General features: G+C 62.3%; 12 protein-coding genes. 7 read left to right on the forward strand and 5 right to left on the reverse strand.

Features of this window, described 5'->3' with window-relative positions:
* Positions 1-253: 253 nt before the first annotated feature.
* The 4 genes from QYH69_RS20380 to QYH69_RS20395 all read right to left on the reverse strand — a co-directional run bounded on the left by QYH69_RS20380 (position 254) and on the right by QYH69_RS20395 (position 4,825).
* Positions 254-1,729 (reverse strand): NCS1 family nucleobase:cation symporter-1, encoded by a 1,476-nt coding sequence (locus tag QYH69_RS20380; protein WP_308833614.1) that lies wholly within the window; start codon positions 1,727-1,729, stop codon positions 254-256.
* A 187-nt stretch (positions 1,730-1,916) separates the two neighbouring features.
* Positions 1,917-2,795 (reverse strand): SIS domain-containing protein, encoded by an 879-nt coding sequence (locus QYH69_RS20385; RefSeq protein WP_308833708.1) that lies wholly within the window; start codon positions 2,793-2,795, stop codon positions 1,917-1,919.
* Between the two features lie 83 nt (positions 2,796-2,878).
* Positions 2,879-3,949: a sn-glycerol-3-phosphate ABC transporter ATP-binding protein UgpC gene (locus tag QYH69_RS20390; RefSeq protein WP_308833615.1), complete on the reverse strand. Its 1,071-nt coding sequence runs from the start codon at positions 3,947-3,949 to the stop codon at positions 2,879-2,881.
* A 102-nt stretch (positions 3,950-4,051) separates the two neighbouring features.
* Positions 4,052-4,825 (reverse strand): SDR family oxidoreductase, encoded by a 774-nt coding sequence (locus tag QYH69_RS20395; protein WP_308833616.1) that lies wholly within the window; start codon positions 4,823-4,825, stop codon positions 4,052-4,054.
* Between the two features lie 296 nt (positions 4,826-5,121).
* Between QYH69_RS20395 and QYH69_RS20400 the strand changes: the two genes are divergently transcribed.
* From QYH69_RS20400 to QYH69_RS20420, 5 genes are all read left to right on the forward strand, one after another.
* Positions 5,122-6,351 carry a sugar ABC transporter substrate-binding protein gene (locus QYH69_RS20400; protein ID WP_308833617.1) on the forward strand — a complete coding sequence of 410 codons (1,230 nt, stop codon included), beginning with the start codon at positions 5,122-5,124 and terminating at the stop codon, positions 6,349-6,351.
* Between the two features lie 26 nt (positions 6,352-6,377).
* Positions 6,378-6,515 carry a hypothetical protein gene (locus QYH69_RS20405; RefSeq protein WP_308833618.1) on the forward strand — a complete coding sequence of 46 codons (138 nt, stop codon included), beginning with the start codon at positions 6,378-6,380 and terminating at the stop codon, positions 6,513-6,515.
* Positions 6,512-7,444, forward strand: a complete 933-nt coding sequence (locus tag QYH69_RS20410) for a carbohydrate ABC transporter permease (RefSeq protein ID WP_075159390.1) — start codon at positions 6,512-6,514, stop codon at positions 7,442-7,444. The genes QYH69_RS20405 and QYH69_RS20410 overlap by 4 nt, the downstream gene beginning before the upstream one ends.
* A complete protein-coding gene (locus tag QYH69_RS20415; RefSeq protein WP_075159391.1) occupies positions 7,441-8,286 on the forward strand; it encodes a carbohydrate ABC transporter permease in 846 nt (281 codons plus the stop codon). Before QYH69_RS20410 ends, QYH69_RS20415 begins: the two co-directional genes overlap by 4 nt.
* Positions 8,287-8,393: 107 nt before the next feature.
* Positions 8,394-9,854 carry a DHA2 family efflux MFS transporter permease subunit gene (locus QYH69_RS20420; RefSeq protein WP_308833619.1) on the forward strand — a complete coding sequence of 487 codons (1,461 nt, stop codon included), beginning with the start codon at positions 8,394-8,396 and terminating at the stop codon, positions 9,852-9,854.
* 123 nt (positions 9,855-9,977) lie between these two features.
* Here the strand turns inward: QYH69_RS20420 and QYH69_RS20425 are convergent, their stop codons facing one another.
* Positions 9,978-10,313: a hypothetical protein gene (locus QYH69_RS20425; protein ID WP_308833620.1), complete on the reverse strand. Its 336-nt coding sequence runs from the start codon at positions 10,311-10,313 to the stop codon at positions 9,978-9,980.
* Between the two features lie 268 nt (positions 10,314-10,581).
* Here QYH69_RS20425 and QYH69_RS20430 point away from each other — a divergent pair, with 268 nt between their 5' ends.
* Together QYH69_RS20430 and QYH69_RS20435 are read left to right on the forward strand one after the other, a co-directional pair.
* Positions 10,582-11,319 carry an SDR family oxidoreductase gene (locus tag QYH69_RS20430; RefSeq protein WP_308833621.1) on the forward strand — a complete coding sequence of 246 codons (738 nt, stop codon included), beginning with the start codon at positions 10,582-10,584 and terminating at the stop codon, positions 11,317-11,319.
* 96 nt (positions 11,320-11,415) lie between these two features.
* Positions 11,416-12,159, forward strand: coding sequence for a GNAT family protein (locus QYH69_RS20435; protein WP_308833622.1), 744 nt, complete (start codon positions 11,416-11,418; stop codon positions 12,157-12,159).
* Positions 12,160-12,177 lie beyond the last annotated feature (18 nt).

The following is a 12,177-nucleotide window of genomic DNA, read 5'->3' on the forward strand; positions in this document are numbered from 1 at the left end:
ACCTTTTTTATCGCATTCCTAACTTCTGACGTCAGGGAATCTTTACGGTTGAATCCTAGCAGGCGACTTCAGTACTTCAAGCGAAATCGGAAGGAATATTCAAATAACCGGATAAGCGGTTCGATTCACGAATGCCAACATTAATTCGATAGCAAACGAAATACCGGGTGCACTGGTACCGTCGTCGACCGCTGCATCGACAATCTGCGCTGCATTGAGGCAGCTCGCAGTCGATGGTGATGGATATTTACCGCTACGCGCGCCTAGCCGCACGCATCAACGCGACATAAGCGACGGCCCCGGCAATCGCACCGATCAGCCAGCCGAAATTGTTCTCCGGCAGCACATGCAGCAGTTGCGTGCAAAGCTCCCAGCCGATCGAAATGCAACCCGAAACCGCGAGCGCAATGACGCCCATCCTGTTCCAGCCGCCGTCATAATAAAAGCGGCCTTTCGGCGACATCGAATAGAGTTCGGCGGTCTGCACCTGCTGCTTCTTGACGAGATAGAAATCGGCCATCATCACGCCGTAAAGCGGCGCGAGCACCGCGCCGAAAACGCTGACGAAGATCGTGATCGCCTTCGCGCTGTCGACGAAGATCCATGGGCAGACGAGCACCGCGAGAATCGACGCAATCAAGCCACCGCGCTTGAAATTCACGTGCTTCGGAAACAGGTTCGCAATGTCGTACGCGGGCGAGACAAAATTGGCAACAATATTGATGCCCATTGTTGCGACGATAAACGTCACGCTGCCGATCACCACCGCCACCTTGTTCTGAATGTGCGCGACGATCGCAACCGGGTCCATGATCATCTGCCCGAATACGGTCGCGCTGCCCGACGTCACGATTACCGTGATGATCGCGAAGACAATGAAATTCACCGGCAAGCCCAGAAAATTGCCGGCTTTCATCTGCCGCTCGCTTTTCGCAAAGCGCGAGAAGTCGCCGAAATTGAGCAGCAGCGCCGCGAAATAGCTGACGACGAGCAAAATCGCATTGCCCATCGAGGCCAGTTGCTGACCGCCCGTCAGTTCCTTGCCGCCGAGCGTCAGGCTCAGGCTGCCGAGCCCTGCCTGCGAAAGAATCCACGCCATCAGCACGAACATCACCACATAGACGGCGGGCCCGCAGAAGTCGATGAACTTGCGGATCGTGTCCATGCCGCGCTGGAAAATGATCAGCTGGAAGATCCACATAAAGAGGAAGCTGATCCAGCCCAGGCCATCGAGACGCAGGAAGCTCACTTGCGTCAGCGACGCCGAGGCGGGTATAAACAGAACGAGCAACGTCGCGACCGCTTTCGACGCGAAATAGGTTTGCACGCCATACCAGACAATACCGACAACACCGCGAATCACCGCCGCAAGGTTCGCGCCCATCACGCCCATGCTGACGCGCGCCATCACGGGAAACGGAATGCCGTGCACGTAGCTCGGCTTGCCGACCCAGTTCATCAGCACATACACGATCAGAATGCCGATCGCGAGCGCAAGCAGCACCTGCCAGCCCGAGATGCCTAGCAGGAACAGACTCGCGGCAAACGTATAGCCGCCGACGCTGTGCACATCCGACATCCACATCGCGAAGATGCTGTAACCGGTCCACGTGCGTTTATCGTGCGGCACAGGCGCGAGGTCGCGGTTATGCAGCCGCGCATCGGCTTGCTCAGCGAGCCCATCCCGTTCGCGTGGTGCGTCGCTATCGTAAAGAGGTGACGAGGACATGGCTTTCCCCTTAAGGGTTAACGACCGGTTATCTGCGAGAGATGCAGTGCGTTACGTAGTGCCATGGCGCGGTCCGCGAGTGCGGAATGACGGGGATGGGGATCGCGTCGGAATGGTGTTTATGCTTGTAATATGGATTGTTTGAGTAATGCGAGCGCTTGTCCAGTTGTCAAAAACCGGTGGCGCGTCAATACGACGAATCGGACGGATCGGTGCGCGCAGCGGAGGTTCGCTCGACCGCGGCGCTCGCCTCGCGCATCTTCTCGAGTGTCTTCGGTCCGAGCCGCAGCGCAATGCCGATCGCGAGCGCGTCGACGATGCAAAGGTGCACGAGGCGCGACACGCCCGGCGTATGCGGCTCGACCGCGTTCGGCGCGCGCAGCAGCAAAGGAATATCGACGAGCCACGCAAGCCGCGATCCGACGTTGGTCAGCGCGATCGTCGTTGCACCGCGCTCTTTCGCGATCTGGATGCTTTCGTTCACTTCGACGCTGCGTCCGGAATGCGAAATCGCGAACGCAACGTCGCCGGGCTCCATCAGGCCCGCATATAGCCGTTGCAGATGCGCATCGGTGAATGCGCTCGCGGCAAGGTCGAGGCGCAGCAAGCGCAGTGCGGCGTCCTGCGCCACGAGCCCCGAGCCCGCGCCGACGCCGAAGAAATAGACGCGTCGCGCGCTCGTCAGCGCGGCGAGCGCTGCTTCGACCGCAACCGGATCGAGCGCGCTGCGCGCGTGACTCAACCCTTCGATCGCCGCTTCGCCTACCTTGTCGAATAGCGTCTGGATATCGTCGTTACGCGCAACCGCCTGCGACTCGTACGGCATTCCGCCCGCGGCGCTTTGCGCGAGACGCATCTTGAAGTCGCGCAGGCCATGCGCGCCCACCGCGCGGCAAAAGCGCGTGACCGACGGTTCGGAGACTTCCGCGCGCTGCGCGATCTCGGTAATGCTCGCGCGCATCGCAAAGTCGACGTCGGCCAGCACCATGTCGGCGACCTTGCGTTCGGCGGGCCGCAGCGACGGCAACGCATCGCGAATATGGGGAATCAGGTTCGCTGCGGACACCCGCATGGTCCTCTTGGGTTCAAGGTCAGCAAATCGGCGCCACGGCGCCCGCTGTACAACGCCAGCACGCGCGGCGCATGGCGTCAGGCAATCCTGCGTCCGCTCTCCGTGTCGAACAGATGCCGGTGTTCGAGCGGCAGCCGCAGCGTAATGCGCTGGCCGGGCTCGAGCGCCGCGCGCTCGCGCGTCGTCACGCACCACGTAGTGCCGCCTACCTTGCCATACAGGTGCGTTTCCGCGCCGGTCGGCTCGATCACTTCTATCGTCATCGGAATGCCCTCCTGCGCAGCGCCCGTTTCGACATGCTCGGGCCGCACACCGAGCGTCACCTTCGCGCCGGGCTGCACCGGCTGACCGGTCAGCGGAATGCGCACGCCGTCGGCAAGCAACAGCGTCAGCCCACCGTCGCCGGCCACGACTTCGCCTTCTGCGAAATTCATCGACGGCGAACCGAGAAAACTCGCGACGAACAGATTGCCTGGCCGGTCGTACAGCTCGAGCGGACGCCCGATCTGCTCGATGCGCCCCGCGTTCATCACGACGATGCGGTCCGCCATCGTCATCGCTTCGATCTGATCGTGCGTAACGTAAATCACGGTGTTCCTGAGCCGCTGGTGCAGCGCCTTGATTTCGGTGCGCATCTGCACGCGTAGTTTTGCGTCGAGGTTCGACAGCGGTTCGTCGAAGAGGAACAGCGCAGGCTCGCGCACGACGGCACGGCCCATCGCGACGCGCTGCCGCTGGCCGCCCGACAGCGCACGCGGAAGGCGATCCAGATAGCCGCCGAGGTTCAGCATTTTCGCGGCCGCTTCGATACGCGGCCTGAACGCCGACGCCGATTCCTTGCGGATGCGCGGGCCGAACGCGATATTGTCGTACACCGAAAGATGCGGATAGAGCGCGTAGCTCTGAAACACCATCGATATATTGCGCTGCTGCGGTGCAAGCGCGTTCGCGCGCGTGCCGCCGATCGTCAACTCGCCGCCGCTGATTTCCTCGAGGCCCGCGACCATTCGCATCAGCGTGCTCTTGCCGCACCCCGACGGGCCGACCAGCACGACGAACTCGCCGTCGTCGATATGCAGGTCGATGCCGTGCACGACCTGGGTGTCGCCATATCGCTTGTAAATGCCGCTCAATTGCACTGCTGCCATGCTGTCCTCGTCGTTGTCAGCCCGGTTTTGCCTTTGCTTCCTGCCGCATCTTTGCTGCCGCCTGCGCCTGTTCGCATCTACCACGGCTGTCGCGCCGCCCGCTCAAAGCGATTCGAGCGTCAATTCCTCGGCCATCAGCCGGTTGCCCGCCATCAGGCCGCCGTCGACCGGCAGCGCCACGCCGGTAATCACGCGCGCGAGCGGCGACGCGAGAAACAGCACCGCATTCGCGATGTCATCGGGTGTCGCGAAGTCGCCGAGCGGATACCACTTCTTCAGGTTTTCGAAGACCTGCGGATTCTTGTCGACACGGGCCTGCCACGCCGGCGTCTTCACGGTGCCGGGGCAGACGATGTTCGCGCGAATGCCGTAGCGGCCCAGTTCGACTGCGAGCGCCTTCGTATAGCTGATCAGGCCGGCCTTTGCCGCGCTGTACGCCGGGTGTCCGAGCATCGCCATGCCGTTGACCGAGCCGATCAGCACGATCGCGCCGCGCTGCCGCTCGATCATCGATGTGCGCACCGCCTCGACCGTGTGGTACGTGCCATTCAGATTCGAATGCACGTCGCGCTGCCACGTCGCGGCGTCGGTCTTCGCAAGCGTCAGGCCCTCGGCCGAGCCCGCGTTCGCGACGACCACATCGACCGGGCCGGTCGCGGCAGTTGCGCGCGCAACCGTGTCTCGCACTGCGTCGGCGTCGCCGGTATCGACCGCGAGCGACGTGACATGCGCCGCGCCGAACCCGTTCGCGAGCGCTGCGAGAGACTCCGCTTTGCGATCGAGCGCCAGCACGTGATCGCCCGCTTCGACGAAGCGCTTTGTTAGTACGCTGCCAATGCCGCCGCATGCGCCTGTCACCAACACCACACGTTTCATCGTCCGTCCTTGTGCATTTTATGCCGCATGCATCGTATTCGATGCCATGTAAATTTCCAACATGTGAGACGCCGACACGCTTCGTAAGCCCTCTGTAGCCACCGCACCCATACGCCTCGTGGCTTACCCGCATCGCTACAAAAAAGCCCATTTTTACAGGATGTTATGCAAACGATACGGCGTCAAAAAATTATCGGCATCCCTACGTGACAACATTTTTTTCGTCCTGTAGGATTTTTTCAAACAATTCAACCCAAAGCGGCCGGCGACGGCAGCGGACCACCCAGGAGAGAGAAATGTCGTTGCATGCACGTGCTTCCCTCACGCTCGGCAAGCTTGCCGTGGCGCTCACGTTTGCAGGAATGGCCATAGCGGCGCATGCCGATACGGTCCGCGTCACGGTCGCCCACTACAGCGATCAGACGGCGCCGTACTTCGAGAAAATGGCGCGCCAGTTCGAAAAGGCAAATCCCGGCACCACGATCAAGATCGAAGACGTGAACTGGGACACGCTGCAACAGAAGCTGCAAACGGACATCTCCGGTAATGCGAACGCCGACCTCGCCATCGTCGGCACGCGCTGGCTGCTCGACTTCGTGAAGGACGGCGTCGCCGAGCCGCTCGACGGCTACATGGACGCGAACTTCAAGAACCGCTTCATCGGTCCGTTCCTGGCGCCGGGTCAGATCGACGGCAAGACCTACGGTCTGCCGATCGCCGCTTCGGCACGCGCGCTGTACTACAACAAGGACCTGCTCGCGAGCGTCGGCTACCCGAACGGCCCGAAAACGTGGAACGACGTGATCGACGCGTCGAAGAAGCTGAAAGCGAAGGGCATTGCCGGTTTCGGCCTGCAGGGCAAGGAAATCGAAACGGACGTCTACTATTACTACGCACTGTGGACCAACGGCGGGGACGTCGTGAGCAAGGGCAAGGCCGCGTTCGATTCGCCGGCCGGCATCAAGGCCGCGACGCTCTACAAGACCATGATCGACGAAGGCCTCACGCAACCGGGCGTGACCGGCTATAGCCGCGAAGATGTGCAGAACCTCTTCAAGCAGGGCCGCGTCGCGATGGTGATTTCCGCGCCGTTCCTCGCGAAGCAGATCAAGAAGGAAGCGCCGAATCTCAAGTACGGCATCGATCCGCTGCCGGTCGGGACGAAGGAAGCGACCTACGCCGTGACCGATTCGATCGTGATGTTCAAGAACTCGAAGGTGAAGAAGAGCGCGTGGAAATTCCTCGACTATCTGTTCACGAAGGAGCCGCGCGTCGAGTTCACGAGCACCGAAGGCTTCCTGCCGACGACGAAGGCTGAAGCGGCCGACCCGGCATTCGCCGATCCGGACACGAAGGCGTTCATCGCCCTGCTGCCGACCGCACACTTCGCGCCGACGATCACGGGCTGGGAAGACACCGCGAAGGCCGTGACGAACGCGATGCAAGCGGTGTATCTGGGCAAGGCGAAGCCGGCCGATGCGCTGAAGCAGGCGGCAAACGAAGCCGATAAGTCGTTGGGCCAATAAGCGCGGGACCAGCAAGCCTGCCCGCCATGATGCCGCGTCACGTTCTACCAGACGCGCGCGGCGTCGACGCCCTCAAGCCCGCGCCGCCGCTCGCCGGCGGCGCGGGTGACGCCGTACCCGGCCTCGCGGCCGGCGCTTTTCTGACCGAACACGAGCACGCATGAGCCGCCCCGCCTCCGCTTCCGCACCCGCCGCGCTGCGCGCTTCAGGGTCCGTTTCGCCGCGCATGACCACGCCGTGGCTGCTGATCGCGCCTAGCCTGATCCTCGCGCTGTTCATCATCAGCTACCCGATTTTCAACATCGTGTATCAGTCGATGCACGAGGTGTCGCGCTTCGGCGCGATTCGCGATTTCAACGGGCTGCAGAATTTCTACGCCGTGTTCACCGACCCCGTGTTTCTCGATGCAACGCGCCGCACGCTCGTGTGGACCGCATGCGTGGTCGGCGGCACGGTGCTGCTTTCGGTGCCCGTCGCACTGATCCTGAACCAGGATTTTTACGGCCGCGGCGTCGCGCGCACCATCGTGATGCTGCCGTGGTCCGTGTCGCTGACGATGACCGCCGTGGTCTGGCGCTGGGCCTTCAACGACGATTACGGCATGGTCAACGTCACGCTGCAGCGCCTTGGTTTAATCGGCGGCCCGATTCACTGGCTCGCGACGCCCGAGCTCGCGTTTCCGGTGGAAATCGCCGTCGGCATTCTCGTGTCCATTCCGTTTACAGTGACGATCCTGCTCGGCGGTCTGTCTTCGGTGCCTGGCGATATTTACGAAGCCGCGCGCATCGACGGTGCAAGCGCCTGGCAGCAATTCCGCCAGCTGACGCTGCCGTTGCTGCGGCCGTTTATCAACATGGCGATTCTGCTGAACGTGATCTACGTGTTCAACTCGTTCCCGATCATCTGGGTGATGACGCAAGGCGGCCCCGACAACGGCACGCATATTCTCGTCACCTATCTTTACGAACTCGGCTTCCGGCTCGGCCGGCCGGGTCAGGCGGCCGCGGTGTCGCTGATCATGCTCGTGATGCTGTTCGTGTTTTCGATCGCATATCTGCGCATGCAGCCGCAGAAAGAAGGAGACACCGCATGAACACGAAGATGAAACGCTCGTTGTGGTGCTGGCTCGCGCTGTCGCCGCTCGTCGTGGTCGTGCTGTTTCCGTTCGCGGTCATGTTTTTCACCGCCCTGAAGCCCGCGCCGGAAGTATTCGTCTATCCCGCGCGGTGGTTGCCGATGCACTGGCACTGGCAGAACTTTGTCGATATGTGGGATGCCGCGAATTTTGGCGTCGCGCTGCGCAATAGCGCGGTAATCAGCTGCCTGTCGACGCTGCTCGCGCTCGCGGTCAGCCTGCCCGCCGCTTATGCGCTCGCGCGCTTTCCGTTTAGCGGCCGCAGCGTGTACCGGCAGTTCCTGCTCGTCACGCAAATGCTGTCGCCCATTCTGCTGGTGGTCGGTCTGTTCCGGCTGGCGGCGATGATTCCGTACGGCGACGGCAATCTCGTCGATTCGAAAATCGGCGTCATCGTGTCATATGCGGCGTTCAATATCGCGTTTGCGGTGTGGATGCTGTCTTCGTACTTCCAGACGGTGCCGCGCGACCTCGAAGAATCGGCGTGGCTCGAAGGCTGCAGCCGGACGCGCGCGGTGTTCAAGGTGTTTCTGCCGCTCGCGGTGCCGGCTATCGTGGTGACGGCGATTTTCACGTTCATCAATGCGTGGAACGAGTTCGCGGTCGTATATACGCTGATCCGCTCGCCGGAGAACAAGACGCTGACCGTGCAGGTCACCGATATGGTGGCGGGCAAGTACACGGTCGAATGGCAGCTCGTCATGGCTGCCACCTTGTGTGCGACGCTGCCCGTTTCGGTGGTGTTCGCGTGGCTCCAGCGCTATCTCGTCAAAGGGCTTGCGCTCGGTGCGGTGAAGTAGTGGGTCCGAAACCCTTTGCGCGCCGGTTGAAGACGACACACACCCGGTAATAGACTGTCGGTTTTCCATTGCACGAAGAATTACGCATAACGAATGGAGACCGTCGCATGACCCACAATATCGAAGGCCGCACGCGCTGGCTGGCACTCGTCGTGCTTTGCCTCGGCGTGCTGATGATCGTGCTCGACACGACGATCGTCAATGTCGCCTTGCCCTCGATTGCAGCCGATCTCGGCTTCTCCGAAACGTCGCTCGTGTGGGTCGTCAATGCATACATGCTTACGTTTGGCGGCTTTCTGCTGCTAGGCGGCCGTCTCGGCGATCTCTACGGACACCGCAGGCTGTTTCTCGCCGGCATCACGTTGTTCACGCTGGCGTCGCTCGGCTGCGGGCTCGCCAACTCGCAGGTGATGCTCGTCTGCGCGCGCGCGGTGCAGGGTCTCGGCGGCGCCGTCGTCTCCGCGGTGTCGCTGTCGCTGATCATGAACCTGTTTACCGAACCCGACGAGCGCGCGAAAGCGATGGGCGTGTATGGCTTCGTCTGCGCGGGCGGCGGCAGCATCGGCGTGCTGCTCGGCGGGCTGCTGACGAATCTGCTGAGCTGGCACTGGATCTTTCTCGTCAACCTGCCGATCGGCATCGCCGTGTATGCGTTGTGCGTCACATTGCTGCCCGCGGGCCGCGGCCATGCGCACGGCGAGCGGCTCGATGTTGCAGGCGCGATCACGGTGACGGCGTCGTTGATGCTCGCCGTCTACGCGATCGTCAACGGCAACGAAGCGGGCTGGACGTCCGCGCAGACGCTCGGCTTCATCGGCATTGCGATCGCGCTGCTTGCCCTGTTCCTCGTCATCGAAACGCGTGTGCAGCATCCGCTGATGCCGCTCGCGCTGTTCCGGATGCGCAACGTGTCGATGGCCAATGCGATCGGCGTGTTGTGGGCCGCGGCGATGTTCGCGTGGTTCTTTATCTCGGCGCTCTACATGCAGCGCGTGCTCGGTTATGCGCCATTTCAGGTCGGACTCGCGTTTTTGCCCGCGAATCTGATCATGGCGGTTTTTTCGCTTGGACTTTCCGCGCGCATCGTGATGCGCTTTGGTATTCGCCGGCCGATAGGCGTGGGTCTGCTGCTCGCGGCGATCGGGCTTTTGCTGTTTGCGCGCGCGCCGGTCGCCGGCCAGTTCGTAGTCGACGTGCTGCCCGGCATGGTGCTGCTCGGCATCGGCGCGGGCGTCGCCTTCAACCCCGTGCTGCTCGCCGCGATGAACGACGTCGAGCCGAGCGATTCCGGACTTGCGTCCGGTATCGTCAACACGTCGTTCATGATGGGAGGCGCGCTCGGTCTGGCGGTACTCGCCAGCCTCGCGGCCGCGCAAACGGGCGAGCTTGGCGCGACGCAGGATATGCACACGGCACTGACGGACGGCTATCACGTCGCGTTTCTGTGCGGGGCGATCTTCGCCGCGCTGGCCGCGGCGCTCGGCGCGTTCCTGCTGCGCACGGCACCGCCGCGGGAAGCACAAGCGCAAGAACAAGACAAAGACCGCGCTGCGACCGATCGGGTTTGAAACGGCCGCGCGGCGCAGCGGCGGCTCCGCGGGATCCCGCGGGATTAGCTCCACATCGAGGTTCCGGGCCCGCTGTACGCGCCTGCCGGCGCCGTTACAGCAGTGCGGCGCGCACTGCGCCGGTCAATGTGGCCCGTTGGTCGGCTGCTCGTCGTGCGACGATTCGAGCGGCTTGTGCGCATCGCCGCCGGCCCCCGGGAAAAATGCGTTCCAGACCGCCCGCACGCCCTCGGCCGCCGCCACTTCGGCGCCGATACTTTCAGTTTCACCACCGCTCGTCGCCGGGTCTTTGCTCAAGCCGCGCCAGTGCGTAAAAACGAGCAGCGGCTTTTCAGTCCACTCGTCCTCGGCAAAACGCGCAAACGCGGTTTCGCCGCTCGCCAGCTGCACTTCGTACCATCCCTCACGCACCGGCTTGTATTCGTCTAACGGAAACCACTCGGTCGGATCAATTTCCATGTCGTCCCTCTTTCGGTTCGTCGGTCATCACGGGTGCTACACCACTGCTGCCAGTATGCATTGTACGTGCGGAACCGGTCGCGTTTGCGATGAGCTCACGGGCTGAAGGAAGATCCGGGCCGACGCTCGGGCGCGTTCGGGTCGACATGCAGCGCCGGCAAACATGTGCAATTTTTTCGAATGTAATCGACCCCTTGTTCGTACGGCATTCGACGTCGCAAAGACCACAATTCCCTTCACACCGAACGCATGTTCATAGGAGAACATCATGAATCGCTTTGAAGGAAAAACCGTACTCGTGACCGGCGGCAACAGCGGAATGGGTCTCGTCACTGCACAGGCCTTCGCCGCCGAAGGCGCGCGTGTGATCATCACCGGTCGCGATGAGGCTTCGCTTGCAGCGGCGGCGCTGACGCTCGGCGAAACCGCACTCGCGATCCGCAATGACGCGGGCTCGGCGGCCGGAGCGCGCGAACTTGCGCAGCATCTTGCCAACGACGACGTACGGCTCGACGCGGTGTTCATCAATGCCGGCGTCGCGAAGTTCGCTGCATTTGCGGACGTAACGGAATCGATGTGGGACGAGTCGTTCGACATCAACGTCAAAGGTCCGTACTTCCAGATTCAGGCACTGACGCCGCTGCTCAAAAAGGGCGCGTCGATCGTGCTCAATGCGTCGATCAATGCGCACATCGGCATGCCGTCGTCGTCGGTTTATGCCGCGAGCAAGGCCGCGTTGATCTCGCTGGCAAAGACGCTATCGGCCGAGTTGTTGCCGCGCGGCGCGCGCGTCAATGTGGTCAGCCCGGGCCCGGTCACGACGCCGCTTCATACCAAGCTCGGTTTCGATGACGACACGAGGGAGCAACTGCGCAATCAGATCCCGCTTGGCCGCTTCGGCAATTCGAGCGAAATCGCGTCGACGGTGCTGCATCTGGCGTCGCCGGAATCGGGCTTTATTGTCGGCACCGAGATCGTCATCGATGGCGGAATGATCCAGCTTTAAGCATTCCGCTCCGGCTGGCGTTGCAGGCATACTGCTGTCTCGGCATCACATCACGCAAGCGCCGGCTTCACGGCCGGCGCCGTCGAGGAGAACAGAGTGCAGCAGAGAACCAATGAATTCGGTCAGCCGATCGGCTTGCCCGTCACGAACTGGCAAGGCGTGCCGAAGCCCGACGGCACGACGCTGATGGGCCGCTATTGCCGGCTCGAGCGCCTCGACGTCGAGCGGCATGCGAACGAACTGTACGACGCATATGGGCAAGCGCCCGATGCACGCGACTGGACCTATCTGAGCGCGGGACCGTTCGAGTCGTTCGACGCATTCCGCGCGCACCTCACGCGCGTCGCCGCCACGGCGGACCCGTTTCACTACACGGTGATCGATGCCGCCACGGGCAAGGCGGTCGGCACGCTCGCGCTGATGCGCATCGATGCGGCCAATGGCGTGATCGAAGTCGGTTTCGTCACGTTCTCGCGGCTGCTGCAGAAAACCCGCGCCGCGACCGAGGCGATTTATCTGCTGATGCGCTACGCGTTCGACACGCTCGGCTATCGCCGCTTCGAATGGAAGTGCGATTCGCTCAATGCGCCGTCGCGCAGTGCGGCGCTACGCTTCGGCTTCACGTTCGAGGGAACTTTCCGCCAGGCCATCGTCGTTCACGGGCGCAATCGCGATACGGCGTGGTTTTCGATTATCGATAGCGAATGGCCCGCGATTCGCACGGCGTTCGACACATGGCTCGAGCCGGAGAACTTCGATGCGGGCGGCGTGCAACGACGCAAACTTGCGGAATTGATCGAGGCGCAACGCGGCGCCGCGCACGTTACGGCTTTACGCTGAAGCGCGTTTTAGCGGCCT

Origin of the sequence: Paraburkholderia sp. SARCC-3016 (assembly GCF_031119615.1) — a bacterium.
Lineage (GTDB): Bacteria > Pseudomonadota > Gammaproteobacteria > Burkholderiales > Burkholderiaceae > Paraburkholderia.

Excerpts from the sequence above, each read along its gene's own strand:
- QYH69_RS20380 (WP_308833614.1), bottom strand. The coding sequence starts at position 1,729 with ATGTCCTCGTCACCTCTTTACGATAGCGACGCACCACGCGAACGGGAT.
- QYH69_RS20390 (WP_308833615.1), bottom strand. The coding sequence starts at position 3,949 with ATGGCAGCAGTGCAATTGAGCGGCATTTACAAGCGATATGGCGACACC.
- QYH69_RS20395 (WP_308833616.1), bottom strand. The coding sequence starts at position 4,825 with ATGAAACGTGTGGTGTTGGTGACAGGCGCATGCGGCGGCATTGGCAGC.
- QYH69_RS20400 (WP_308833617.1), top strand. The coding sequence starts at position 5,122 with ATGTCGTTGCATGCACGTGCTTCCCTCACGCTCGGCAAGCTTGCCGTG.
- QYH69_RS20405 (WP_308833618.1), top strand. The coding sequence starts at position 6,378 with ATGATGCCGCGTCACGTTCTACCAGACGCGCGCGGCGTCGACGCCCTC.
- QYH69_RS20410 (WP_075159390.1), top strand. The coding sequence starts at position 6,512 with ATGAGCCGCCCCGCCTCCGCTTCCGCACCCGCCGCGCTGCGCGCTTCA.
- QYH69_RS20415 (WP_075159391.1), top strand. The coding sequence starts at position 7,441 with ATGAACACGAAGATGAAACGCTCGTTGTGGTGCTGGCTCGCGCTGTCG.
- QYH69_RS20420 (WP_308833619.1), top strand. The coding sequence starts at position 8,394 with ATGACCCACAATATCGAAGGCCGCACGCGCTGGCTGGCACTCGTCGTG.
- QYH69_RS20425 (WP_308833620.1), bottom strand. The coding sequence starts at position 10,313 with ATGGAAATTGATCCGACCGAGTGGTTTCCGTTAGACGAATACAAGCCG.
- QYH69_RS20430 (WP_308833621.1), top strand. The coding sequence starts at position 10,582 with ATGAATCGCTTTGAAGGAAAAACCGTACTCGTGACCGGCGGCAACAGC.